Genomic DNA, 25,002 nt, shown 5'->3' with positions numbered 1-25,002 from the left:
CGAGGACGCCGCGGCAGTGCGGGGGTCCAGGTGGTGGATCACGCCGCCTCCGTCCAGCCGGCCGCGGCCCGGTGGGTGCGGCGGAGGTTGTCGCGGTGCTGGACCGCGGCGAGGATCGCGGCCGTGTTCTCGGCTCGCCGGTTGGCCGGGATGGAGTTGCCGGTGTACTGCTGGGCGATGCGCTGGACATCGGCGCCGGCCTGGATCCGGTCGGACTGGGCGAGGGCGGATCGGGTGTCCTCGGCGCGGGCGCTCGCCAGTCGCTCGTGCTCGGTCTTCAGGCGGACGGTGAGCTTCTGCTGGGACAGGCCGCCGCGGACGCCGTGCGGGTCGTCGTCCCGGAGGGCGAGCTCGGCGCATACGGCGCGGACGGGGCAGACCGAGCAGTGGTCGCGGATGGTGGCGGCCCTGCGGCGGCGCCAGGTGGCGTCGGGCTCTTCGTCGCCCTGGTAGAAGTGGTCGGGGTCGGGAGCCACCGTGTGGCAGACGGAGTGCTCCAGGGCCTTGCGCAGCTGCGGCCGGCGCAGCTCTCGGGCGATGAGATTGCCGTCGCGGCCGGCGAGGTATCCGCCGGCGGCGAGGACGTCGATCGGGTCCGCCTGGGCGAGGTAGAGGGCGATGTCCGCCTCGTCGGTGCCGTTGGCGGCCGATCGCGTCTCGGCATGGGCCGGCTGGCCTGCCATCATGATGCTGTTCATGGATTGTCGTCTCCTGTGAAGCGGGGGGCGGCGCGCTCCGCACGGCCTCCGGGGGTCCAGCCCCGGAGGCCGCTTGCGTGGAGCGCGCGGATCGGGCGGGCCGTTCGACGGTGGTGGCCGCCCCGGTCCGCGCCGTGCTTGGGCACGGTCTGAGGTCAGCGCGTGGTGCAGCGCGGGTCGTTCGGGGCGACGGCGAGGGAGCCGTACTTGTCGTTGCCGTGGAAGATCACGTACACGCGGTTCGGCCCGTCGCACTTAGCGCCGACGTTCGAGAAGCCGTCGCTCATCACGACGATGTCCATCGGCTGCTTGTTGATCGCGCCCTTCGGCGCGTCCATGAAGGGCTGGTCGGCCTTGCTTCCGTCCAGGGAGCAGCCGGTGGCGCCGAGGGCCAGCACCGTGGTGAAGGCGGCGGCAACGGCGATTCGGGTTCGGGCGTTCATGGCGGGGCTCCATCACTCATAGACACATCTGGCTCATCTGGCTCGTTCCAGTTGAGCCAGATGTGTGATGATGGTGCACCTGAAGATCGACCACGTCAAGGGGGATGCCCGATGAAGCGGACCGGGGCCCGGGGCCGCCCACGCCGGTACGGCAAGATGTGCCTCATGTCGCAGCCGAGCCAGCAGGACAAAGTCACTGCCGAACTGCGCCGCGCGATCGTGGCCGGCGAGTTCGCCCGAGGCAGCTTCCTGCCGTCCAGCCGGGAGCTCGCTCTGCGGTTCGGCGTGGTCCGGAACACGGTCATGGCCGGCCTCGGGCCACTGGTCGAAGAAGGGCTGGTGGAGTCGCTCCCCAAGCGCGGTTACCGGGTGATCGGCGCCCCTTCGGCGTTCGAGGTCGTCTGGACGCAGGGCGGGCAGCTTCTACCCGCCGGCGAGGAGGAACTCGGCCACGGCGGGGAGCTGCGCGCGGAGATCCGCCAAGCCCCGGGCCCGGTCGCCCGACTCCTCCAGGGCCCGGACGGGATGACGGTGGCGGTGCGCAGCACCGTGCACCGGTACGCGGGGGCGCCGTGGGCGCTTCGCGAGTTCTGCACCCCGCGGTCGGTGGCCGATGTGGCCCGTCGACTCCTGGAGCCGGAGGGCGTCGACGAGGAGCGGCTACTCGCGGAGCACGGGCTGGGGCAGGACGGCATCCGCAGTTGCTGGTCGACCCGAGCTGCGACCGCCGACGAGGCCCGCCTGCTGAAGTCCGGCTCCGCCCCCGTGCACTTCATCCAGCGGACCGGCTTCCACCAGGGCCAACCCGTCTTCTGCGAGCTGACGGCGATTCGCGCCGATCGCGTGCATCTGTCGCGGTCAGCTGGCAATCCGCCTGAAATGCCAGAGACATGACAGGTTTTTGGTGTGTGCGCGCCATGTGTGGCGACCATCAATCGACTGTCCACATACGACAGGTATGGGGATAGGGTGATATCCAGTCGATCTAGCATCGACCCCGAGAATGCACGATGCCCCCGCGACCTTGAGCAAGTCGCGGGGGCTTATCGAACCGAGAACCGATAAGGCGGTGTCTCGTGGTGAAGCGTACCCGCACCCACGCGCAAGCACTCAGTCAGCCCGCTGATCGAGCGGCGTCTTCGACGTCGCCGCAGCGGGCTGTTCTGCTGTGCGGCTCGCGCGATGGGCGCACTGCCCCGATTGAGGGGGGCGGGATGTCGTAGTTCGCCGGGCGGGCGCCTTTTGCCAGGCCGCTCCTCGCCCTTCACCGCCGGTCTCGGAGTTTGCCGCTCCTCGACCCGGCCTTCACCGCTCAGCGGGAGTTTGCCGCTCCCCTGAGCGAGGTTCAGACCTCGCGGTCTGATGATCACTGCCTCACCAGCAGCTGCCCCAAGCGGGGCTTTGTCGTACCCCGGGCCAGGCCCGGAGAGGACGGAGTACATCTTGCAGTACCGCCATGCCCTTTGTCAGCTCAGACCCCGCCGACAGGGTCTGATCCCGGCCACTGCCCCGGCCCGTGCGACCAGATCCGCGCGCCGAGGCTCCTCGCGCATGTCCGCCGCCGGGACGCACGGGCCCGCACCGGCACGGCTTCTTGCCGCGGCCCGCACCCCTTGTCCGGCTGCTGGCGGCCCGCCGCCGCGCCGTCTCCGGTCCACGGTTCGTCCCGCTCTCGGCTGACTCGCCGGCCCGTACGGCGGGCGAGGGGAGAACGGCGCTGCCGCACCCCCTTGTCCAGCAGGTCAGCCCCTGGTTCCGGCCAGGTCGGAGAGGCGCCGAGGAGGCAGTGGGTCCGGGTGTGGACAAGGGGGGCCGAATTCTTCCGCCTTCCCCGTCACACCGAACCGGGCCCGCACACCTCTATGGCCGACACCCACCTCTGACCGGCCGAGGACCGCGCCCACATCGACAACACGACAGCCCCCTCTGTGACCGGCGGGGGCTGCGAAACCCAGCGCAGTGAGCCATGGGCCGCTGTGCCAGGAGAAGTGTGCCCACCACCGCTCTTTCCTCTGATTCACCGCTCGCCTCACGCGAGCGCCCCGCTCCGGCGGCGGCAGCGGGACCCGCCGCGGCGCTCTGCGGCGTGCCCGTCCGACGGCAGCGGGTGAAGGTGCCGATGCGACTGGTCACCTCGCCCTTCTACGCCGACATCGCGCTGGCGGTGTACGTGAAGGTGAAGGCGCTCGGCATGCGCGAGGAGGGCTGCCAGGCGAAGTCCGCGACGATCGCCTCGTACCTGCACCTCTCGAAGGCATCCGTGGAGAGAGGGCTCGCGCAGCTGTCGCGGCCCGCTCCGGACCAGGTTGTGGAGCTGCTCTCCCAGCGGCGCACGCTGCGCGGCGGACAAGGGACCTCGGCGCTCCGCCGGACCAGGCCCATGTCGCGGACGGAGACTTTCGTGTGGGTGCCGGTGGCGGCCGCGGAGGACCTCACGCCCCGCCAGCTGCGCGCGTACGCGATCATCGCGTACGCGCAGGCGGTGGGCATCCAGCTGACCGAGGGGGAGCTCGCCGGCTCCCTGTTCCACCACTCCGGCGAGAAGGCCGGCCAGCAGCTGACCGCGACGGCGGCCGGCCAGGTGGTCGACGAGCTCGAGACGGCCCGGTGGCTGACGGTTCGGCGCCGCGCCGGAGCCCGCGGACGCCACCTGTTCACCGCTCACGACATCGCCCCTGCCGCCGCGCCGGGAGAAGAAGAGGTCTCCGGCCTGGCCGACCCGGCCTCCGGCGACGACGCGGAACAGGCCCGGCAGGAGCAGGCAGGCATCCTTCCGGCCGAGACGGACAGTCCTCCGGTTGGTGAGGGTTCGGGTCCGCTGGCAGATGAGGGATCCCTCGCGAATGAGGAAACACTTAGGACTGACCGACCGGAGGACACGGGTGCGCTTGGCTCACCCGCCGTAGGCGAGATTCAGGTAGTAGAGGGCGCTGCGCCTGTGGAAAACCCGCCGGTCCCCAAGCCGCGCAACCGGGCTTCGGCGGCTCTCGCGCTGCGCGCGGATGCACACAACCAGCCCGTCATCCCCAAGCCGACGATCGTCCGTTCAACGGGTTCCCGGGGGGCGTACAGCGGCCCGCAGCTGACGCTGAGCCCGGAGATCTACGCGGTGCTGGAGCCTGTCCACTGGCTGCTGAAGCGGGTCGACAGCGCGTTCGTCGCGCGGAAGATCGCCAGGGAAGTCGGCCGGCAGCTGCGCGAAGGGATGGCCGCGGAGCGCATCAGCCACCGCCTCGCCATCCGCGCGGCCCGGACGATGGTCTCGGAGATCCGCGATCCGGGCCGGTGGCTGCTCGGCGTGGCTCTGCCGCGCTGGGGCTGCGGGCACCAGGACTGCGAGAGCGGCGTCATGTGGTCAACCGGGCAGCGCTGCGACGTATGCGCGGAAGTCGTCGCCGACCGGGCCGCAGCACGCCAGCGCAGTCAGCGCCTGGCCGAGGGCCTGTGCCCTGAGCACGGCACCCGGCCCGGGCCTGCCGGATCCTGCACGGACTGCGCCCTGGACGACGCCATCCGCCGCCCTGTCCCGGCCCCTCGGACCGAACCCGCCGGACCGCCGCGCGGAACGTGCAGCGGGTGCGGTGCTCGGATCTTCCTGATCGGCCAGGCCCTCGTCGACGGCTCCTGCCGGCTCTGCCGCTCCGAGATGTCCGGGCTGCCGCAGGCCGTGACTCGCCCCTCCTGCCCCACCGCAGAACCTGTGCCGTGCATCGGCGGTGCGGACGGCGCGCTGTGCGACCGCCCCGCGCTCCCGGCCCGCAGCGTCTGTGTCCGCCATCGGATCGTGGAGATCGCCGCCGCGGCTGTCTGACCACCATGCCCGTCCGGACCCGACCCTGACCCTGGACGGGACGGCGCGCCGGGTGCGGTGGTCCGGGCACTCAGAGACCGTCGTCGGACGCGAGCACCGCACCACCGCACCACGGGGTTCGGAGCTACGGACCGGTGGTGCGGTGCGCCGGGTGCGGAGTGCCCGCGATCTCCGCCTCGACCGCACCGCACCACCGCACCGCCTGTCCGGTGCGGTGGTGCGGTGCGGTGGTGCGGTCGAGGCCGGTTCAGATGGTGCGCTGTGCTCCGCAGGACCGGCCGCACCCGCACCGCACCGGCCGCACCACGCCTGGGGTGCGGGGTGCGGTGCGGCGGCCAGCCGCCCCGTCGACAGGCGCGTGCGCGGAGCCGAACGCCCCCGCCCGGCTCCGTCTCCGCGACTACGGAACGTAGCGGCCAGCCCCCCTTGTCCGGGAAGGACCCTCTGGTCACCACCCCTTGTCCGGTGTCTGGCTGCCCCCTTGTCCAGCTCGACCGCCGTCCGGGGCACCCCCTTGTCCAGGGCCCGGTATGCACCCTGACCCCCTTGTCCGGTGTCTGGCCGCACCCCTTGTCCAGGTCAGCCCCGACCGCGTTTCTCCTGGACCGGGGTCACCTCCCGCCCGCCCGACGCGCGCCCAGCCTCGTTCGGTGCCCGCGGCCGCGAAGGCGCGGGGTCGGGCCGGCAGCCGCTCACAGGGGGAGAGATCTCTCCCCCCGGTCACCCTCCGCGTCCATGCCGGCTTCCCTGCCCCTGACCGCCTTGGGCCGTGAGGGGGTGGTGCAGCGTCCGCACCGCACCTCCCGCACCACCGCACCGCACCCAGGGGTGACGGCCTGGATCGCGGTGGTGCGGAACGGCGACCGCACCACCGCACCACCGCACCGCATCAGCGCGCCGCACCCGGTGGTGCGGTGCGGTCGGGGCCGTCGGTGCGGTGCGGCCCCCCCCTTGTCCGCGCACCGCACCGCACCGCACCCCCTTGTCCGCGCACCCCTTGTCCAGCCGGACCGCATCGGCGTTTCCCCTGGACCGCACCGGCCGCGGAAGTCGATCAGGCCGCGGACAAGGGGGGTGCGAAGAGCGTGAGCGACATCAGCCAGATGACGCGAAAGGACGGGCACGGACGTGGCCACCAAGAACCGCACCGCCTCTGCCACCGCTCTCCCCGGGTCCGGGTACGGCGCCCTGCAGCGCATGAACCGCGACTGGGAGGTCCTCAGCTACGACCCCCGCGCCGCGGACCGGATCCTTCGCTGGTCGGAGGAGGACGAGCAGTTCTCCGGCGTCCGTACCCCCCAGGACGTCGTCGAGCGCCTGGTCCAGCTCTTCCGCCGCGGTGACTGGGCCGGCCACGACCAGGCCCTGGCCGCGCTGCTGCGGCGGGCTACCGCCGACGACTTCGACGGACAGGTGGCCTGGCGGGTCGCCGTCCGGATTCTCCTGCCCAAGGCGATCTTGATGGCCAAGACCCAGCTGCGGCCCGGGGTCGACTGGGAGGTCATCTTCAGCACGGTCCTGAGCGCGCTGTTCGAGGTGGTGCGCACCTACCCGCTGGACCGCCGTCCCCGAGCGATCTTCGCGAACCTGTCGATGGACACGCTGATGCTGGCCCAGAGCACGCTGGCCGACGACTTCGACGACCGCCGCGAGCTCCGCAAGATCACCCGGTCGCTGGCGCCGCTGGCTGGCGACCCGCAGGTGCCGCTCATCGGCACCGAGTCGCCGGACCCTCTCCTGCAGTTCGAGCTCGCCGACCTCCTGGCGCACGCCGCCGAGCTCGACCTCGTCAGCCAGGACGAGCCGGAGCTGACCGACGGCGAGGCCCGTACCGAGCTCTTGGCCCTGGTCATGTGGGCGGTCGACATCCAGGCGCTGAAGGTCTCCGACGCCCAGCGGATCACGGAGTACTACCTCAGCACCTCGCTCGACCCCGACCAGGCGTTCCGCACCACCCGCGCCATGGGAGCCGAAGGCGCCCGGCTCCGCCAGCGCGCCAGCCGGGCGGTCCGCCCCCTGCGCGACGCCGATCTGAACGGCTACCTCGCCACCGTCTGAAGTTCCCGGCCGCCGACCGTCACACCGCGGCCCCGATCGACACCTCTAGTGGCGATCCGCATCCACGACCTCTTTCCGCCCAGCCCCACCACCGAGACCGGGAGTACCACTGTGTCCACTTCCCTCGCCGGCCCGCACGGACCCTCCGACTCTCTCCTCGACGAGGACGAGACCCGCGTCGCCCGCGCCCGCCGCCAGCTGACCGAGTTGGGCACCGCGCTCGTCCTTGCCCCGCTCGACCGCGGCGTGCACCAGGCCCTGCGCCGCTTCATGGAGCGCGACTCCGAGCCCGCCCTGCAGTCCTGGGAGTCGATGCTCCAGCGCACCCCCGACGAGCTGCGCGAGCGGATCCGCGCCGTCATCACCGCCCAGGCCGAGCGGAGGGCGTCGTGAAGCTCCGCCGCCGCCGGCCGGCGGCCGAGGACGAGACGTGGGACGACGTCCCCGCAGCGCACCCGGAGCCGGACGTCGTCGACAGCGAGGACGAGACCGGCTGGCAGACCAGCACCGCCAGCCTGTCCGGCGCTACACGGCTGGCCCGCATCGGGGCCTGGGTCCTGATCGCCTCCGGCCCGCTGCTGGGGGTCGCGTCGCTGCTCGGCACCTCTGCCCCGGCCCAGAGTGCGCCCGCTGCGGCACCGGCCGCGCAGTCGGTCGCCGACACCGGGCCCAGCGGATTCGCGCAGCTGTACGTGGCGGCCTACATCGAGGCCGGGCAGGGCACCGAGAGCTCGCTCAGCCCCTACTTCGCCGGGTCGATCACGCTGACCAACCAGCCGGGGACGCGCAGCACCACGCGCACCGTGGCGGTGGCCAGCCGCGAGGTGCAGCCGGGGTACTGGACGGTGACCGTCGCGGCCCGGGTGGCGCAGAAGGACGCCAAGGGCGCCTGGACCGACGCGGGCCTGCAGTACTACCAGGTCCCCGTCCAGGTGCTGGGCCCCCTGTCTGCGGGCGGGAGCAAGAAGTCCGACGACGGAGCGGCGGGCTACGCGGCGACGGCCCTGCCGGCCCAGGTCGCGGCACCGGGCGCGTTGAAGCCCAGCGGGCTCGGCTACGGAACCGACCGCGGCAGCAACCCGGCCGACCCCGCGACGCAGACGATCGCCGGATTCCTCAGCGCGTACCTCGCCGGCAAGGGCGAGCTCGATCGGTACACCTCCCCCGGCGTCACCCTGCAGGCCATCGCCCCGGCGCCGTACGCCGGTGTCGAGATCACCGACGTCGCCGACGACTCGGGCAACACCAGCAGCACCACGGTCCCCACCGACGGCGCCGTCCGCCAGGCCCTGGCCACGGTCAACGCCAAGGACGCCTCCGGCGCGACGTACCCGCTGACCTACGCGCTGACGCTGCGCTCGCGCGGCGGCCGCTGGGAGGTCGCCTCCCTCGGGTCCGCCCCGGTGCTCCAGCGCGGAGGCACCCCTGCGCTGGTCGCCCCCTCCCCCAACTCCGGCGGCACGGACGGCACAGGGGCCAGCCCCTCGCCGTCGCCGTCGAGCTCCTAACCCTGTGATCCAGAGAGAAGAACGATGCACACCACCACCGACCCGAACACCGTCCTGCTGGCCGGCGACATCCTCACCTGGGCCACGACCAAGACCAACCAGGTCGGCACCCTGGTCAAGCTGGTCGCCGGCGTCCTGGTCGTCGTCGCCATCATCGGCGCCTACTGGCGCACCAAGTCCTGGGTAGCCACCGCCGTCGCATTCCTGCTCGGCGCGCTTGTCCTGTGGGGCATCGCCAACATGCCCAGCCTCCAGGGCAAGGTCGGCTCCGAGATCAACGACACCGGCACCAAGGCCATCCACCTCGTGGTCCCGCCGGTGATCCAGCCGCCCGCAGCCGGCGACGGGCCCGTGCTGTGAGCGCCGACGAGGAACAGCTGATCGGGCACTCCTACACCCGGGCGCGCAAGCACCCGTTGGTGATCGGGAAGCTCCCGGGCGCCGGGCGGCTCCCCGGCGGCCCGTACACGATCACGCAGATCGTGACGATGGTCGCCACCTTCCTGCTCCTGGTCATCACCCGGCAGCTGTGGGCCCACTTCGGCGTCATGAACGTCCTGGCGATGGTCATCCTGCCCTGGGGTGCGGCCTGGGTCCTGCGATACGCCCGCCTGGACGGACGCGATCCCGCCCGGGCGCTGCGCAGCCTCCTGGTCTACGCGTCGACCCCGGCCGACGGCCGGCTGGCGGGCTCGCCCCAGCACCGGAGTCGGCCGCGGCTGGCCGGCGCCACCTGCACCGTCCACGTGCGCACTCCCCCTCGGGCCGCTCAGGCCAAGCCGGTCCCAGCGGCCGTCCCCGCGGCCCGAAAGCCGGCGGCCCGGCCGGCTCCGCGCCGGGCCCCCGCCCCGCAGCCCGCTCCGGTCGCAGCCTCGCCGACGCCCGCGACCCGCCCGCCGGCCAGGTCCGGCCTGCAGGCACTGCTCGCCTCGCTCGACGAGCGATGACCCCTACTTCTACTTCCGAAGGACTACCAGCAATGAACACCATCTCCCCGGCCTCCCTCGTCCCGGCCGCCTCCTGCGACCACGTGCGCAAGGTCGCCCTCATCGAGACGCCGCTGATCACTGATCTGGTCGCCGCGATGAAGCACCTCGAAGCGGCCGCCGCGCGGGCCGGCAGCCCCGCGGAGGAGGCCAGGGCCTGCCGCGGCCAGGTGAGCGAGGAGGTCTTCGCCTCCTGGATCACCGGCAACGCCGCGCGCGTCCGCGCCGCCCTGAACCGGATCACCGCTCCCTACGAGGCACCGGCCGGCACCGTCCCGGCCCCCTGACCTCCTTTCCACTCGCCGCGCCGGCCCGGCCTCCGGAGCCGACCGGCGCGGCACCCCCTCGTACTTCGCACCGAAAGTAGGAATCCCATGCGCCTCCCCGTCCGGCACATCAGCGGCCACCTCCTCTGGACCAAGAACGCCGCCGTGTGGGGCGTGTGGAAGGTGGACTCCGAGAACTACACCCACGCCTCCCGGGCCACGAAGAGGGAGCGGCTGGACGCCCTCGAAGCGCTCTTCAAGTCGCTGCGCGGCGAGGTCCTGCTGCTCTCGCTGTGCCCGCAGGTCGACGCGGCGTCGGTAGTCACACGCATGACCTCCGGGGTGGACCTCGACAAGTCGCCGGAGTACATCGACCTGTCCCTGAAGGTCCTCGACCAGCTGGAGGACTGGGAGCTGACGGGCCGGGTGGACTTCATCGCGGTTCCGCTGCCGGCCGCCGACTTCAAGGAGTCGGCGAAGGCCGTGTTCGCCTCCGCGCAGGGGGAGCTGCTCTCCACGCTCGGCATGCCGGTGCCGCCGGTGAGCGTCGCCGAGGAGGAGAAGCGATTCGCCGATGCCCGGCGGATGGCCGCCTCCTGGCCGACCGGGATCAAGATGAGGCCGGCTACTGAGGCCGAGATCCTCTGGATATACGGACACAGCGCCCGTCGCGGCGTCAGCGAGCCGCTCCTGCCCGAGGAGGGAGCCGCCCGCTCCCTGCGCGGCCGCGGCCACACGGTCACCGCGCACACCCAGGTGCTCCTGGACGAAGGGGCCCGCAGCGACAGCGGATCCAAGGCGCCGGTCAACCCCTTCCGTCGCCGCTACCTGAAGTCGTCGACCGAGCACGGCGACTCCTACCAGGCGTTCTGCGTCCTGTCCGAGATGCCCGAGAGCTTCGTCTTCCCCGGCAGCGAGTACCTCAGCGCCCTCGATGACTTCGGGTTCCCCGTGGACTGGGCCGTCCGCCTGCACATTGAGGCCGGCTCCAAGGCCGAGCCCCGATCGCGCCGCCAGCAGCGCGAGCTCGCCCACCAGCGAGGCGAGTACGAGGGCGAAACCGCGGGCGTGCCTGCCTCCCTGGACAAGGCCTCGTTCCAGCTGGACGAGTACCGCGACCGCCTGACCTCCTCCTCGACCGAGGTCGAGATCCGGGCGACCGTCATGACGTGCGTGTGGGGCGCCGACGCGGACGAGGCCAACGAGAAGGCCAGCAGCCTGGCCGCCCACTTCGGGGGCAACGACTACACGCTGGTGCGGCCGGTCGGTGACCAGGCCGCCCTCTTCCACGCGATGCTCCCCGGCGTCCCCACGCCCAAGCCCGTCATGGACTACACCCAGTACCTCCTCGCCCGCGACTTCGCGATGGCCCTCCCCTTCTGCGGCGCCGCGCTCGGCGATGACACCGGCAGCCTGTACGGGCTCCAGCTCAACGGCGGCGGCGTGCGACCGGTCCTGGTCGACTTCAGCCACGGCCCGAAGGTGAACGCGAGCGCCTCCGCGGCGTTCGTCGGCGAGCTTGGCTCCGGCAAGAGCGTCGCCATGAAGACGGCCATGCACTCGATCCTGTCCACCGGCCACCGCGAGGGCACCGCCGGCAGCCGGGGCCGGGCGCTGGTCATCGACCGGACCCCGCAGCAGGAATGGAGCCGGTTCGCCGCCGCGTGCCCCGGCACCACGCAGATCATCCGGGTCGACGAGACGGCCGGCATATCCCTGGACCCCCTGCGGGTCTTCCGCGGGCCACGGGCCGCGCGGTACTGCGAGTCCTTCCTGACCCCTCTGCTGGGCATCGGCTCCATGAGCGTCGAGGGCGTCACGCTGGCCGAGGCCATCGAGGCGACCCGCCTTGCGCCGAACCCGAGCATGAGCGCCCTGGTCGACACGCTGGCCCGGCGCGCCAAGACCCCGGACCCGGACGAGCCCAACGACGCCGCGGTGCGCGCCTCCGCCTCGGAGCTGGTGCGCACCCTCCGCGCCCTGGCCAAGAAGGACCTGGGCAAGGTCATCTTCGACCCGACGCTGCCGGTCGTCCAGATCACCAACGCCGACAGCATCGTCTTCGCGGTCGACCGCATCGGCCTGCCGACGAAGGAAGAGCTCGCCGAGCACCGACTCGGCAGCCTGGAGATCGAAAAGCTCTTCGGCTGGCGCCTGATGTACCTCATCACGGCCCTGTGCAGGGAGATCGCCTTCTCCAACCCGGCCGAGTTCACGGGTGTCTTCCTGGACGAGTGCTGGTGGCTGACCTCGAGCGCGGAGGGCTCCAACCTGCTCCTGGAGATCATCGCGGACGGCCGCAAGCACTTCGCGGGCGTCTTCGCCGGCAGCCACGACCCGTACGACATCGGGCCGCGGAACGAGATCGGCGACAAGATCAGGTCGCTGCTGTCCCACATCTTCGTCTTCCGCCACCGCGGCAAGACGCTGGCGAGCCGGTGCCTGGAGTTCCTGGACCTCGACCCGGCCGACCCGCAGATGCTCAAGGTCATCACGGAGAACCTGAGCCCGATCAACGTCTCCGACACGGAGCGGCTGCTGCGGGCCGGTGAGTGCCTGTACCGCGACCTGCGCAAGCGGATCGGCGGCATGAAGGTTCTGATCCCGGCGGATGAGCGCGCGGCCGACGCGATCCACACCACCCCTGGCGGCAAGGACGCTGAAGTCGAAGAGCTGGACGCGGTCCCGGCGCTTGAGAAGAGCTTCGCATGAGCGCCCGCCGCGCCACCGTGCGCCGCCCGCGCCCGCAGACCGGCCGTCGCCGGGTCTGGCTCCTCGCGATTCCGATCGCCGTCTTCCTCGCTCTGTTCGCCGCCCTGGCATGGGCCGACCCGGTCCCGACGCCGTCGCCGGGCCCGGCCCCCTCCGCCCCGGGCTCCACCCCGTCCCCCAAGCCGACGCCGGCGCCCAAGCCGACGCCGACGAACCCGATCACCGAGCCGCGGCCGGGCCTGACTCCGGCGCCGCCGGACGGCAAGCCCGTCGACGACCTGAGCACGTCGCCGGCGGACGGCTCCGACGGCCTCCTTCAGCCCTTCAACGTCAAGGACCAGTACGGCGTCCCGATCTCCGCCTACACCGTCAGCGCGGACACCGGGGACTGGACCGACATCGACCTGAAGATCTGGAACATCCTGGCGCAGCTGTTCTTCGGCATCGCGAAGTGGTTCATCGGCTTCGCCTGCTGGCTGATCAAGTGGGCCCTCGACTTCGGCCTGGCCAAGATCCTCGTCGGCCCGGTCGACCACATCGCCACGACAATCCGCGACCAGGTGATCAACAGGTTGGGCCTGCCGGGGCTGTTCCTCACGTTCGCCGGCGTCTACGCGGGCTGGCACATCATGTTCAAGCAGAAGTCGCGAGGCTTCGCCGAGGCCGGGATGTCCCTGGTCGTGGCCGCGATCGCCACCACGGTGCTGCTCTCGCCGGCCCAGGTGCTGCTCGGGACCCAGGACCAGCCCAGCCCCGGCGGCTCGACGATGCTGCTGTCCCAGGAGGGCCTGCTGGGCAAGTCGAAAGACCTGTCCCTGCAGATCTCCAGCCTGGTCCTCTCCAACGACCCCAGCCACACTCAGGCCCAGACCGCCACCGTCAGCAAGCCGATCACCGACGCCCTGGTCGACGCCTTCATCGTCAAGCCGACCCAGCTCATGCTCTACGGGCAGGTCTTCGACGGGAAGTGCGCCGAGGCCTTCGCCAAGGCCAAGCTCGTTCAGTACAACTGGCAGCAGAAGGGCCTCAACTTCTGGGAGGCAACCCGGGCGAACCCCGGCGGCGCGTCCTACAGCGACCAGCTCCTCAACGCCGGTGACCAGTTCACCAAGGCGTGCCAGGGCCAGAACACCAAGATCCAGGCGAAGAAGGCGTCCGCCGACCTCACCTTCAGCGCTGCATTCGTCGCCCTGGCCGCGATCATCGTCTCGGTCCTGGTGGTCCTGGTCACTGGCGGCTTCCTCACTGCGCAGGGCTGGATCGCCTTCGAAGGCATCCGCGGCCACTGGGCGCTGTGCGCCGGCATCCTGCCCGGCGGCGGGCGCGCTGTCCTGTGGCGCTGGGTCTCGGCGATCACCAAGGCCGTACTGGCCGTGGTCCTGTCGATCCTCTTCTTGGCGATCTTCATTCTGATCATCATCGCGCTCGTCCGTGCCGACACCGGCAGCGTCCTGGCGGTCAAGTTCATCGCCATCGACATCACCGCGATCGCCGGACTCGCCGGGCACAAGAAGATCAAGGAGACCGCCCGGCAGATCTCCGTCAACCTCAACCGCCGCCTGGCCAACGCGCGCGTCGGTGGCTCCCGGCAGAGCGTCTTCAACACCCCCGGCCGGTACGCCGAGACCGCCCCCGGCCTGAAGCAGGTCTGGGGTGAGGCCCGCGGTGAAGCGCGGAAGGTCACCCAGCCACTCAGCAAGGTCGGCCGCACCGCCAAGCAGCTGTGGACCGGTCCGCCGCAGGCCGGGAAGAAGGGCGGGCGGGTGCGCGCGGCCGCGAGGCTGGCCACCAACGTCGCGACCGCGGTCGGCACCGGTGGCACCGCCACGGCGGCGAAGATCGCAGCACAGAACGTGGCGAAGCAGACCTTGAAGAAGCGCCTGGCCACGGCCGCCGCGAACAAGCTGTCCCAGACCAGGGGCGGCCGAGCCACCATGGCCACCGGCAAGGTGGCGGCCGCGGCCGGCAAGTACGGGTGGAAGGCCACCAAGTTCACCGCCCTGGCCACCGTCGGCGCACCGGTCGGAATCCCGCGGGGAGTCGCCGCGGCCAAGCGGGGCACGGCAACCGCGAAGGCCCGCGCCGACCAGGTCAAGGGCCAGCTCACCGCAGTCAAGGACCGGACAGCCGACCGGGTGGACAAGAAGTACGGCGAGGCCAAGGCGTTCAAGGACGAGTACGTGCGCAACGTGGCCACCGCGAGCAAGTTCGTGGGACGCCACGGCGCGAACATCCAGCTCGGGATGGCACAGCCCACGGCGCCGCCCAAGCCGTCCACGCCGATGGGAACCAGGGTCGCCGCCACTGCTCCCCGTGTTCCGGGAACGGCTCCGCGGCCAGGTGCATCCGCTCCGAAGGCGACGCCCAAGACGGCTTCGAAGAGCACGCCGGTGACTCCGCCGAAGGGCCAGCCCGCAGGCGGGCCGGCGTCGGTTCCGGCCCTGCCCAACCCGCCCAAGGCGCCGGCGCCCAAGGCGGCCGGCCCGGGCAGCGGCAGCACGCCAGCCGCGCCGAGCTCCGGCTCCAGCTCAGGTCCGCCGCGCCGCATCCGCCGCGCCGAGCGGCCGGCCGGACCACCGCGCCCGAAGTCCTGATCCCGCTGGTGGGGCCCGCCCCGCGGGCCCCACCAGCCCCGCTCCCTTCTCGCGCCGTCTGTGCGCGACCACTTCGAACCACCGGACGGGGTACCCCCATGCCGCACACCGATCGCCAGCGACGCCCCCGCACCGCGGGCACTGTGGCCCTGCTCGCGGCGTCAGCCCTTCTCGCCTGCGTCGGCATCGCGCTGCTGACCCACGGACCGTCGTCCGCTCCGAGGTCAGCCTCGGCACCGACTGCGGCCTCGGCCCGAGCGGAGAGCAACACCGAGCCTTCGGACAGCGCCCCGAGCCACCCGGCGGCGACGCCTTCTTCCAGCACCAGCCCCTCGCCGACGCCGGCCAGCGACGATGCCCCGAGCGTCGCGCCGGTGCCGGAGGACGTCGCCACCGCCGCCCGCCGGTTCGTCCTCGCCTGGACGGGGCACGACGCCCGGCCGGGGAAGGACAGCTCCTACGGCGACGCCGCCCGCCGCGCCGGCGCCCACGTCAGCAAGGACTTGGCCGAGCAGCTGACGACCGCCTCCGCCGGCAGCGCCCGCCAGTGGCAGCAGTGGACTCAGGCCCAGGCACTCGTCACAGCGGAGATCTCCCGCGTCGCCGTTCCCGACGGCGCCCCTGCTCCGACGGCCGACACGGCCTGGGTGCGGGTGCAGTACCGGCTGACCGTCACCCCTGCGGCCGGCAAGCCGAGCAGTACGGACGAGCAGGTCGCCCTCAAGCTCGCGCGCAGCCAGGCCGGGACCTGGCTGGTCACAGCGCTGCCCGACGCGTGAGCAGGGGGCGCAGATGAAGAAGGTCATGTTCGCCCTGACCAGCCTGGGCGGCCTCCTGCTCACCATCGTCATCGCCGCGGTCGTCGCGGTAGCGATGGCCGTGGGCAGCGACAACACCAGCGGCGGCATGGAGAACGCCGGCTTCGGCGGCGGCATCGCGGACAACGCACCCGTGCCCGCCGAGTACAGGACGCTCATCCTCAACAACATCGGGAAGTACGGGTGTGCCGAGGTGACCGCGTCCTTGATCGCCGCGCAGATCTACAGCGAGAGCGGCTTCGACCCGACCGCCCAGTCCTTCGAGTGGGTGACCGACCCCAACACGAACGAGAAGGTCAAGAAGCCGATCGCCGATGGAATCGCGCAGTTCATCCCCACCACCTGGGCCGAGCACGGCGTCGACGGCAATGGTGACGGCGTCAAGGACGTCTGGAACCCCCAGGACGCCATCCCTGCGGCGATCGCCTACGACTGCTACCTCGCCAACCAGGTGAAGGACGTCGCCGGCGACAAGACCGACAACATGCTCGCGGCCTACAACGCTGGCCCCTACGCCGTGCAGAAGGCCGGCGGCATCCCGCCCATCACCCAGACCCGCGACTACGTCAAGAAGATCCGGGACCTGGCCGGGAAGTGGGCCGCCCTCGACAGCGGCGGGAACGTTCCCCTGCCCTCCGGATCGGGCGGCGCCGCGCAGGCGATCGCCACCGCCAGGACCGCGCTCGGGACGATGTACCAGTACGGCGGGGACTGCAAGCCCCCCTTCGACCACGCCCGGAACAACGGCTGCGACTGCTCCAGCCTCATGCAGTTCGCGTGGGCATCGGCCGGCGTGAACCTCCCCCGGGTCACCTTCGACCAGGTCAAGTCCGGTACGCACGTCAGCGACGTGTCCCGGCTGGCGCCGGGCGACCTGCTGTTCACGCCCGGATCGGACGGCAGCGCCTCCGCCCCCGGCCACGTCGGCATGTACATAGGAAACAACGAGGTCATCGAAGCGCCGCGTACGGGAAAGCCCGTCCGGATCACCCCCCTGTCACAGTGGACCGGGTCCGCCGGTCCCATGAACACCGTCGTCGAGATGCGGCACGTCGGATAGTCCTCGTGTAGGTTCCGGTTGACTTGTCATCAGCAGGTCATCTGCGGCAACTCAGCCGGACAACGTCCCATAGATCTTGCGTCTGTGCTCATTGGAGGCTCCCGTGACCGTGCCCGACATCTGGCCCGAGCCCGGTCGCTTCGATCACCACCTACTGATCATGCCTACCGTCCTACGGGATTCGCACCCGGGCGTAGACCCGGTCCGGCTCGCCAACAGCGCTGCACGCAAGCAGCTGTTCGAGCCGCGTGACGCCGGCAGCACCCCCAGCGGGATCAGTGAGTTGTCAATCTGACCGATCGGCCGGATGAAGTCACCGACAAGTCATCCGGACGCATAAGGGCCTCGCAGGCCCCGGCTGTGTAAGACGACGAGTCCGGCCGGAATCTACACCTCGACTGGAGCCGGGGTCCGCTCAGGCGGACCCCGGCTCCTTTGCTGTCCCATCGCGCTGCGCAGAACTTCTTTCCGAGGGCTGTCACACCCCGGGGCTCTTCCACACCTCTATGTGCATCCGCCGAACTCCGACCGATGCCACCTGGAGCCATCCCGTGTCCGAGCGCCTGAACACCGCCCCGCTCATCAGCAAGGCCGACCGCCGATGACGACCAACGACGTGATCGACGAGATCATCTCCGGCGTCGGCAACCTCCCCGAGCTCGCCCAGCAGGCCCAGTCCTGGGCCATGGGCAACCTGTGGTGGGTCGCCGCCTGCGCCCTCGCCGTCGCCGTCACCGTCAGCTCGGCGCAGCGGCTGATGAGCCGGTCCACGCTGAGCAACCGCACCGCGTTCGAGGTCCTCCCCACCAACGGCTTCGACCCGGCGCTCGAGGACGTCCTGCGCTTCGCGAAGCAGATCGCGCGGGCCCAGCGCAGCACGTCCCGCTGGGCGTTGCCGGCCCGCGGCACCGCGATGCGCGTGCGGTTGATGTCCGTCGGCGGTCCGCTGACGCTTCGCGTCGAAGGGCCCGCCCGCGCCACGACCGTGCTGCGCCACCAGGGCTACGCCCAGTGCGAGCTGCGCGCCGTCACCGGCCAGGAGAGCAAGCCCGAGCGCCCGAAGATCCGGCTCGGCGTCCACAACGACGGCACCGGCGCCTCGACCGCCGCAGCCTGACCGCCCGCCACACAGAGGAAACGATCATGAGTAAGTCGTCCGATGCGGCCGTGAGCCTGTCGAAGAACACTCCGCCGGCTGCCGAGCGCCGACTCCACGTCGCGCGTGCCGAGCTGGCCCTGGCGCTGCCGGACCACCTCGCCCTGCGGGACGTCCCTTTGAAGCCTGATCCGCTCGAGGCCCTGGCCGCCGCGGTCGCCGACGTCCGCGCATCCCTCCAGGAGCGCGCCGACGTTGTCCTGGACCTGGTCCCGGTCGCCGCGGGCAGGGTCGCGCGTCGACGCAGCCGACTCCTGGCCGCCTCCCGGCGCTCGCCGAACGACATGCCGGCCATTCCCGGGATGCCGCGCCAGGGCGGGGGCGGCTCCGGCTTCAGCCTTGACCGGCTGTCCTCGATCGGCTCGGAGATCGCCTCCGAGATGCGCGGCGCCCAGGCCAAGCGTCCTTCCGCGGGCAACCGCCCCCGGGCGCAGCGCATGCTCAACGCGACTGACATGAAGGCCGCTATGGGGAAGTTCCACCCGGGTGTCGACCCGGTCTTCGACCTTCAGCTGCTGCTGCGTACCTGCTCCACCGACCCGCACCGGCCGCGTCTGCTGCTGGACCAGCTCCTCGCGGCTCTGGAGGGCTGGGCGGGCGACAACTACCTGCGGCCTGTCGGGTTGAACCTTGGCCTGACCCGGTTGCGCGCCGACTCGGTGTTCTACCGTCAGCACTTCGACCGGCGCTTCGAGACGGGCCTCTTCGCCCCGCGTCGACGCGGGTGGGTGACCGGCGAGGAGATCGCCGGGCTGCTGAAGCCCCCGACCAAGCACAACGCGGCGGCGAACGTGATGCGCTCCGGCGGTGTGGTCCCGCCGCCGCACCCGGGGCTGCCCTCGTGGACCGGCCAGCCCGACCTGCTGCCCCTGGGCTGGGTCTCCAAGCCCGGCGGCGGAGAACGCCTGGCCGGCATCCCGCTGCGCTACCTGCTCTTCGCCCTGTTCCTCGGCAAGGCCGGCTACGGCAAAACGGAGATGAGCCTGGTGCAGGCCATCGCGCTGGCCCACAACGGGCACGGCATCTTGTTCCTGGACCCGCATGGGGACGGTTGGCAGCGGGCCCGCCCGTATCTCGCGCACCGTGAGCTCGCGCCGCGGATCTGGGAGATCGACCTGACCTCGCCCGACATGAACGCAATGGTCGCGTCCTGGAACCCGCTGTCGATGCAGAACCGCAAAGAGGAGGACATCCCCGACATCGTCCAGTACGTGGTCACGGGTTTCTCCAGCGCGCTGAACTGGAGCGACTCGGCGGGCCGTGCCAAGACGATCCTCACCCGCTCGGTCGAGTCGCTCGTGGAGCTGTCCCTGCTGCTCGCGAAGGCCGGCAAGCCCGAACTCGCGCCCACGATCTTCCAGATCCGCACGATCCTCACCGACGAGGAGTGGCGGGACGCCGTCGTCCCCTACCTGTCGAAGAACCTGAGGGACTTCTGGGAGAAGACCTACAAGAAATATCCGGGCGAGGCGACGCCGGTCGTCACCAACATCATCGAGCGCCTCGACTCCTCCAACGCGGTGAAGGCGTTCCTCGGGTCGTCGCTGTCCACCTACGACATCCGGACCGCGATGGACCAGGGCAAGGTGGTCTTCATCTGCCCGTCGGGTACGGGCGACACCGACCGGATCGTCAGCTGCCTGCTGATCTACGACCTGTTCCGAGCCGGCCTGTCGCGCCGGGACATTCCCGTGGCGGACCGCAAGGACTTCTACTGCTTCATCGACGAGCTCACCGCGGTCGACGGGGCCAGCAAGGGCACCCTGGCCGCGATCGCCGAACAGCTGCGCAAGTTCCGGGTGAAGTTGTTGGCAATGACGCAGATGGCGCAGCGTCTGACCCCGACGACCAGGCAGGGGTTGTTGCAGAACCTGTCGGTGCTCTCGACGACCGCCAGCGACGTCGACGAGGCGATGCTGGTGACCCGGCGCTGGGGCAAGAAGGTCGAGCCGGACACCATCACCGCCCTGCGGCCGTACAACTACGTGATGTCGGTGACCCTCGCCGACGGACGCACCGACCCGTTCCGGGTGCGGGGCGCCAGCGTCGAGGAGCTGTACGAGGACTACCACCGTCCCGATGATCTGCCGAAGCTGTCGGCTTCCGTCGACCAGAACCTGCGCCGGCGCCCGGTCCGGGACATCCTCGACGACCTCCGTCGGCTCGACAACCGGATCATGCGTGCCCTCGCCTCGATCCAGGTGCAGCCGGACGATGACGACGACGTGCCCCGCGACCAGGATGGTGCCGCAGAGAACGGTGCCCCTGCCCAGGCTGAGGACGCGCCCGAGGGCGGACGGGTTCGGATCAGCAAGGACCCGGGCACCGTGATCAGCGGCTCTCCCGATGAGGAGCCTCCGTATGACGAGGACGAGCCGCCCTACGACGAGGACGACGGCCCGGCCGGCGGCTCGGTGGTCGTATGAACATGGTCACCGACGTCCCTGCTCCGAGTGTGGAGCAGCGCGCGAGCTTCCACTCCATCGGCACCCGGGTGCTCCATGTGCTGTACCAGCACCGGGTGATGTCCACCGATCAGCTGCAGCGGCTGCTGCTGCCGACGGCGAGCGCCTCCTACCTGCGCCGTCAGCTGCGCGGCCTCCTCGCGGCCGGCCTGGTCCAGCGCATCTGGGCCAGCCACCAGCCCCAGGCGGCCGGGCAGGGGGAGCGCAAGACGCGGCGCCCGACCAAGCCGCCGTACCTGTGGTTCCTGACCGAGGAGGGCGCGCAGTCCGTGGAGGACGGCGGGGAGCTTCAGCCGCGGCCCTACCGGATCACGCCGGAGGCGGTCGCCGGGGCTCGGCAACTGCACACCCTGGCGGTCAACGAGACGGGCATCGCCTTCGCGAGGCACGCGGCCCGGCTGGGGCACGAGTGCGGGCCGCTCGACTGGACACCGGAGGTCGCCCACCGAATCCGGGACGGGCAGCGCCGTTTCGAGGACGACCACGTCATCAGCGACGCGGTGTTGAGCTACGTGCATGTGCGGCGGGGGCAGCGGGCGATGATGACGCTGTTCCTGGAGCTGGACCGCGCCACGATGACGGCTGCCCGGCTGGCGGCCAAGGTCGCGGCGTACGGCCGAATGCACGAGTACGTGCCGCAGCACCCCGACCGGGCCCGCCGGTCGGCGGCTTCGACCAGGCCGGCGTGGCAGTACACGTACCCGGTCTTCCCTCGGCTCCTGGTGGTGTTGGACGGCAGGCCCTCACCCACGCTGCCCTCCCGGCTCGCCGCGCGGACCGAAGACCTCTACACCCTGACCCGGGCGGATCCGCGGCTCTCGCGTCTGGCCGGCCGGCTGTCGATCGGCGTGACCACGCTGCAGCTCCTCCAGGAGCGCGGGCCGTTCGAGCCGATCTTCACGCCGCTCCTGCGCGGCACACCCGAGCAGCGGCCTCCGCTGACCGACCTGTACCTCAAGACCGCTCAGTGAGCCGGCGCGACCCATACGGCCGCGCCGCCACCGCACGAAGGACACCAGCTCATGACCATCGCCACGGTGGAAGATGCACCGCCCGAGGGTGGCAGCATGATCCAGCTGACCGAGATCCTGCACCGCAGCGCCAAGCTGAGGCAGCGCCGCTTCGAGATGCTGCCGATGCGCGGGCCGGGCAGCCCGTTCACCGAGCCCCAGGGGCGCAAGCCCGGCGACGTGACCGCTCCCGAGGAACTGTCCGACCTCATCTCGTCGATGTCGGTCGTGGGCATGCTCGAACCCGTCCTCGCGGAAGAGATCACCGTCGCCGGCCGCGCCCCGACCATCCGCTTGGTCACCGGCGAGCGCCGCCTGCGGGCCATGCGCTGGGGTGCCCAGAACCTGCCGGACAACCCGCACTTCGCGGCGCTGGCCGCCGTCGTGTGCCCGGGCCCGCTCAGCGACGAAGAGCGGCATATGTGGAGGTTCGTGGAGAATTTCGCCCGTGAGCCTCTGCGCCCGGGCGAGCAGGCCGCTGCCCTGATGTACCAGCGGTGCGCCGTGCTGGTCGGCAAGCTGCTGCGGGCCGGCAAGCCCGTCCCGGGCCACGTCTACGCCATCACCGACAGCGTCGAACGCTTCAAGGCCCTGGAGAAGATCCGCGGCACGGACCAGAGCTGCGCGGCACCCTGGACCGAGGTCCTCAGCCGCCTCGGCCTCCAGCTCACCGAGCGCAAAGCCACCGAACTCGTGCGCGCCTTCCGGGAGCTGCCCCGGGAGTTGACCGAGGAGATGGACGAGGAGGCCGTCCGTCTCAACACCAGGATCAAGTTCGCGGCGCTGCGCCGCGGGCGCGAGGCCGCGGCGGCCGACATCTGGGCGGCGCTGAAGAGCAGCAGCCGACTGCACCTGCTGCCCAGTGCCGTCGACATCGGCCTGACGGCACCGGAACTCGAGCCCGACGAGGTGATCGAGGCCGCGGAGGAACGCCTGGAGCGGGCCAACGACGGCCGCCGCCGCGCGCTCACCCGCGTCCCCGAGCCCTTCAGCCCCGCTGACACGGAGACCGACGGAGCCGACGAGACCCCCGAGCAGATCCAGGACGCCGGGCCCGACGGCGAGGTCGAGCACCCAGCTGTCGCCGCCGTTCCCGCTCCTCCCGCGCAGGACAACACGCCACCGACTCCCCCTCCAGCTCCCGCGGCGGACTCCCACGTGGTCCGCAGCGCCCTTGACGGACTCCGCGGCCTACTGGCCGAGGTCCGCGCGGGCCGGGAAGTCCCCCGGTTCGACCGCGGGTCACTGCGCCTGGCGCTCCGCGAGCTCGAACAGCACCTGGCCGACGCCACCAACCCCACTCCGATCCAAGAGAGCGAGACCGCCGCATGACCACCGTTTCCCTTCAGATGCCCCGAGTAGGCCAGCCGCAGCCCCTGCCCCTGCCCGGTCGCGGCTGCGACTGCCGCAGCTGCGCCTTCTGGGCCGGCCCGGACGGCCGGGGAGGCCCGGCAACCGTCGAGCCGCTCTGCTCGGGCAGCAACTCGGACTGCTCGTACTGCAGCTGCTCCGCGACCGAGGCGGGCTCGCCGGCCGGTGCGTGCGGCGGCTGCCCGATCCGCTGCGGATCACGCACGGACATCGCGCAGTGGATGGCCGATGTCGGCGGCACCCTCACCTTCGACGACATCACCATCGACGGCGCCCTGCCCGAGCTCCCGGCCTTCATCCCGATGACCGACGGCTCGAACGTCACGCAGCTGGACGCCAGCCTGCGCTGGCCCGCGTACGGGGTTGGCCTCCGCCGGGTCTTCTCCCCCGACACCCACTCGATCTACCCGCGCTTCGCCGGCAAGCAGGCCCGTGAGGTCCTCGCCCTGCGCGAGGGCCAGAAGGCGGTCCTCGTCGGCTACGGAGAGGACCCGCTGGTCGAAGCGCTCTGGACGTACCGCAAGCGGGACGGCCTGGTCGAGGAGATCGCCGCCCAGGGCTGGGATCTGGTGCTCGCCCCCAACTATTCGATCTACGGCAACTGGCCTCGGACCGAACACCTGCTCAACATGCGCCGGTGCCTTCTGATCGCCCAGGAGCTCGCCGACGCCGGTGTGCCCACCGTTCCGAACATCTACTGGTTCCGGCTGGAGGACCTCGAGCGTTACACCTCCTGGATCGAGGACGCGCCGCCGCCGGCGATCGCCGTCAACCTGCAGACCGTCAGGGAGAACTCGAACTGGGACACGTGGGCGCTGCCCGGTCTCTACTGGCTCGCGGAGAACCTGCCGGCCGACATGCCGATCATCCTCACCGGCCTGTCGCGGATCGACAGGATCGCCCAGGTGGTCGCGCTCTTCGGCAACCGACTGACCCTGGTCAGCCAGAATCCCCACCAGTACGCCTTGCACGGCGCGATCATGACCGCGAACGGCCGTGAGGACGTCCACGCCCGGCCGGGCGACGCCTTCGCCTCCACGGTCCAGTTCATGGCCTCGCTCCTGCCGCCCCGATGAGCAGCCGTCACACGACGGCCCCAGGCGGCACCTCTATCTGCCGACCCCGGGCCAGGGCTTCCAGTACCCGGCCTCGACCGGACCCGTGCCACCACGGTCCGGCCGCGAACAGGCCTGAACGCCCGGCCACCGGCACCTCCACCGAAGGGACACCGACGATGCACGAGTACGACGCTCTCAGGGCCGCCCGGCCCGGATGGTTCAAGAACACCCCCGGCGGAATCGACATCGAGACCTCCCCTGACGCGGTCGCCCGCGCCGGAGGCGTCATCTACCAGGACACGAGGCGGATCGTGCTCTGCGACGCCGTGACCTTCCCCGGAGGCCGGCCCGGCACCTACCTGCGCACGATGAGCGCCTCCCCCCAGCCCGGCGCCGCCGTCCTCCCGGTGCTCCCCGACGGCAAGCTCGTGCTCGTCGAGCACTTCCGGCACGCCACTCGGTCCTGGCACCTGGAAGCTCCGCGCGGGTTCGGTGCAGCGGGTCTGACCTCAGCCGACACCGCGGCCAAGGAACTGGGCGAGGAGATCGGCGCTCACGCCCCCGAGCTGCTGGCCCTCGGCCGGATCCACCCCGACACCGGCGCCCTGGGCGACGAGGTCCGCCTCTTCGCGGCGCTGATCGCTTCGGTCGGTGCACTCGCCGCCTCCGAAGGCATCCGCAAGGCGATCACCATGACGTTCGAGGAGGCGGAAGGGATGGTCCGCGACGGCCAGATCACCGACGGCCTGACCATCGCCCTGTTGTACCGGGCCCGGCTGCACGGCCTGACCTCCCCCGCTGCTCCCCTGTACGCCGGTGCGAAGCCTGCCGGCCGGCACCGGGCGGTGGCCGGCGTGTGATCGACCGCGCCGTGCCCGCTCCCGCAGCCGCCCGCCGACCGATCCCGGTCGGCGGGCGGTCGCGCTTCCCGGGGCGGGCGGAGATTTCTCCCCGGGTCTCGGTCACACGGAGGCCGGGTTCGACACCT

21 protein-coding genes are annotated in these 25,002 nt (G+C 71.3%); 19 read left to right on the top strand and 2 right to left on the bottom strand.

The features are described from left to right. Window positions 1–38: 38 nt before the first annotated feature. A complete protein-coding gene (locus tag IF30_RS43150) occupies window positions 39–698 on the bottom strand; it encodes a WhiB family transcriptional regulator (RefSeq protein ID WP_030230741.1) in 660 nt (219 codons plus the stop codon). Window positions 699–853: 155 nt separating this feature from the next. Continuing rightward, window positions 854–1,141, bottom strand: a complete 288-nt coding sequence (locus tag IF30_RS0101420; RefSeq protein ID WP_030230738.1) for a hypothetical protein — start codon at window positions 1,139–1,141, stop codon at window positions 854–856. 165 nt (window positions 1,142–1,306) lie between these two features. Between IF30_RS0101420 and IF30_RS0101415 the strand changes: the two genes are divergently transcribed. From IF30_RS0101415 to IF30_RS0101325, 19 genes are all read left to right on the top strand, one after another. Further along, entirely contained in the window at window positions 1,307–2,035 is a 729-nt protein-coding gene (locus IF30_RS0101415; RefSeq protein WP_158834677.1) for a GntR family transcriptional regulator, read from the top strand. A gap of 1,096 nt (window positions 2,036–3,131) precedes the next feature. After that, window positions 3,132–4,952: a hypothetical protein gene (locus IF30_RS0101410; RefSeq protein WP_234322542.1), complete on the top strand. Its 1,821-nt coding sequence runs from the start codon at window positions 3,132–3,134 to the stop codon at window positions 4,950–4,952. Between the two features lie 1,128 nt (window positions 4,953–6,080). Further along, the gene (locus IF30_RS0101405; protein WP_051708990.1) at window positions 6,081–7,010 is read left to right on the top strand and encodes a hypothetical protein; all 930 of its coding nucleotides are present in this window, start codon (window positions 6,081–6,083) and stop codon (window positions 7,008–7,010) included. Between the two features lie 111 nt (window positions 7,011–7,121). Continuing rightward, window positions 7,122–7,403 (top strand): hypothetical protein, encoded by a 282-nt coding sequence (locus tag IF30_RS0101400; RefSeq protein WP_051709007.1) that lies wholly within the window; start codon window positions 7,122–7,124, stop codon window positions 7,401–7,403. Further along, window positions 7,400–8,518 (top strand): conjugal transfer protein, encoded by a 1,119-nt coding sequence (locus IF30_RS0101395; protein WP_051708989.1) that lies wholly within the window; start codon window positions 7,400–7,402, stop codon window positions 8,516–8,518. The genes IF30_RS0101400 and IF30_RS0101395 overlap by 4 nt, the downstream gene beginning before the upstream one ends. 24 nt (window positions 8,519–8,542) lie before the next feature. Beyond that, the gene (locus IF30_RS0101390) at window positions 8,543–8,878 is read left to right on the top strand and encodes a hypothetical protein (RefSeq protein ID WP_030230721.1); all 336 of its coding nucleotides are present in this window, start codon (window positions 8,543–8,545) and stop codon (window positions 8,876–8,878) included. Further along, entirely contained in the window at window positions 8,875–9,465 is a 591-nt protein-coding gene (locus IF30_RS0101385; protein ID WP_030230719.1) for a hypothetical protein, read from the top strand. Before IF30_RS0101390 ends, IF30_RS0101385 begins: the two co-directional genes overlap by 4 nt. 32 nt (window positions 9,466–9,497) lie before the next feature. Beyond that, complete coding sequence (locus tag IF30_RS0101380; protein WP_030230716.1) at window positions 9,498–9,791, top strand: hypothetical protein; 294 nt, start codon at window positions 9,498–9,500, stop codon at window positions 9,789–9,791. 87 nt (window positions 9,792–9,878) lie between these two features. After that, window positions 9,879–12,482, top strand: a complete 2,604-nt coding sequence (locus IF30_RS0101375) for an ATP-binding protein (RefSeq protein ID WP_030230713.1) — start codon at window positions 9,879–9,881, stop codon at window positions 12,480–12,482. Next, entirely contained in the window at window positions 12,479–15,076 is a 2,598-nt protein-coding gene (locus IF30_RS0101370) for a hypothetical protein (RefSeq protein WP_051708988.1), read from the top strand. The genes IF30_RS0101375 and IF30_RS0101370 overlap by 4 nt, the downstream gene beginning before the upstream one ends. 374 nt (window positions 15,077–15,450) lie before the next feature. Next, a complete protein-coding gene (locus IF30_RS0101365; RefSeq protein WP_051708987.1) occupies window positions 15,451–15,855 on the top strand; it encodes a hypothetical protein in 405 nt (134 codons plus the stop codon). Between the two features lie 13 nt (window positions 15,856–15,868). After that, entirely contained in the window at window positions 15,869–16,954 is a 1,086-nt protein-coding gene (locus tag IF30_RS50500) for an NlpC/P60 family protein (RefSeq protein ID WP_030230707.1), read from the top strand. A gap of 103 nt (window positions 16,955–17,057) precedes the next feature. After that, entirely contained in the window at window positions 17,058–17,249 is a 192-nt protein-coding gene (locus tag IF30_RS0101355) for a hypothetical protein (RefSeq protein ID WP_030230704.1), read from the top strand. Window positions 17,250–17,555: 306 nt separating this feature from the next. Then, window positions 17,556–18,071 (top strand): hypothetical protein, encoded by a 516-nt coding sequence (locus tag IF30_RS0101350; RefSeq protein ID WP_030230701.1) that lies wholly within the window; start codon window positions 17,556–17,558, stop codon window positions 18,069–18,071. Window positions 18,072–18,097: 26 nt separating this feature from the next. Next, entirely contained in the window at window positions 18,098–20,536 is a 2,439-nt protein-coding gene (locus IF30_RS40830; RefSeq protein WP_051708986.1) for an ATP/GTP-binding protein, read from the top strand. Further along, window positions 20,533–21,546, top strand: coding sequence for a replication-relaxation family protein (locus IF30_RS0101340; protein ID WP_234322541.1), 1,014 nt, complete (start codon window positions 20,533–20,535; stop codon window positions 21,544–21,546). Before IF30_RS40830 ends, IF30_RS0101340 begins: the two co-directional genes overlap by 4 nt. Window positions 21,547–21,597: 51 nt before the next feature. Continuing rightward, a complete protein-coding gene (locus IF30_RS0101335; protein WP_051708985.1) occupies window positions 21,598–22,917 on the top strand; it encodes a ParB N-terminal domain-containing protein in 1,320 nt (439 codons plus the stop codon). A gap of 17 nt (window positions 22,918–22,934) precedes the next feature. Beyond that, a complete protein-coding gene (locus tag IF30_RS0101330) occupies window positions 22,935–24,032 on the top strand; it encodes a DUF4417 domain-containing protein (protein ID WP_234322540.1) in 1,098 nt (365 codons plus the stop codon). Between the two features lie 158 nt (window positions 24,033–24,190). After that, complete coding sequence (locus IF30_RS0101325) at window positions 24,191–24,874, top strand: NUDIX hydrolase (RefSeq protein WP_051708984.1); 684 nt, start codon at window positions 24,191–24,193, stop codon at window positions 24,872–24,874. Window positions 24,875–25,002 lie beyond the last annotated feature (128 nt).

This window comes from Streptomyces sp. NRRL S-350, assembly GCF_000719705.1.
Classification (GTDB): Bacteria; Actinomycetota; Actinomycetes; order Streptomycetales; family Streptomycetaceae; genus Kitasatospora.
The sequence above is the reverse complement of the archived record's forward strand: the minus strand, read 5'-3'. Positions and strand labels throughout refer to the sequence as shown.

What these genes read in the sequence shown, in the direction of transcription:
- IF30_RS0101375 (WP_030230713.1), top strand. Translation starts at nt 9,879, where the DNA reads ATGCGCCTCCCCGTCCGGCACATCAGCGGCCACCTCCTCTGGACCAAG.
- IF30_RS0101390 (WP_030230721.1), top strand. Translation starts at nt 8,543, where the DNA reads ATGCACACCACCACCGACCCGAACACCGTCCTGCTGGCCGGCGACATC.
- IF30_RS40830 (WP_051708986.1), top strand. Translation starts at nt 18,098, where the DNA reads ATGAGTAAGTCGTCCGATGCGGCCGTGAGCCTGTCGAAGAACACTCCG.
- IF30_RS0101420 (WP_030230738.1), bottom strand. Translation starts at nt 1,141, where the DNA reads ATGAACGCCCGAACCCGAATCGCCGTTGCCGCCGCCTTCACCACGGTG.
- IF30_RS0101330 (WP_234322540.1), top strand. Translation starts at nt 22,935, where the DNA reads ATGCCCCGAGTAGGCCAGCCGCAGCCCCTGCCCCTGCCCGGTCGCGGC.
- IF30_RS0101350 (WP_030230701.1), top strand. Translation starts at nt 17,556, where the DNA reads ATGACGACCAACGACGTGATCGACGAGATCATCTCCGGCGTCGGCAAC.
- IF30_RS0101415 (WP_158834677.1), top strand. Translation starts at nt 1,307, where the DNA reads ATGTCGCAGCCGAGCCAGCAGGACAAAGTCACTGCCGAACTGCGCCGC.
- IF30_RS50500 (WP_030230707.1), top strand. Translation starts at nt 15,869, where the DNA reads ATGAAGAAGGTCATGTTCGCCCTGACCAGCCTGGGCGGCCTCCTGCTC.
- IF30_RS0101340 (WP_234322541.1), top strand. Translation starts at nt 20,533, where the DNA reads ATGAACATGGTCACCGACGTCCCTGCTCCGAGTGTGGAGCAGCGCGCG.
- IF30_RS0101325 (WP_051708984.1), top strand. Translation starts at nt 24,191, where the DNA reads ATGCACGAGTACGACGCTCTCAGGGCCGCCCGGCCCGGATGGTTCAAG.
- IF30_RS0101370 (WP_051708988.1), top strand. Translation starts at nt 12,479, where the DNA reads ATGAGCGCCCGCCGCGCCACCGTGCGCCGCCCGCGCCCGCAGACCGGC.
- IF30_RS43150 (WP_030230741.1), bottom strand. Translation starts at nt 698, where the DNA reads ATGAACAGCATCATGATGGCAGGCCAGCCGGCCCATGCCGAGACGCGA.
- IF30_RS0101380 (WP_030230716.1), top strand. Translation starts at nt 9,498, where the DNA reads ATGAACACCATCTCCCCGGCCTCCCTCGTCCCGGCCGCCTCCTGCGAC.
- IF30_RS0101335 (WP_051708985.1), top strand. Translation starts at nt 21,598, where the DNA reads ATGACCATCGCCACGGTGGAAGATGCACCGCCCGAGGGTGGCAGCATG.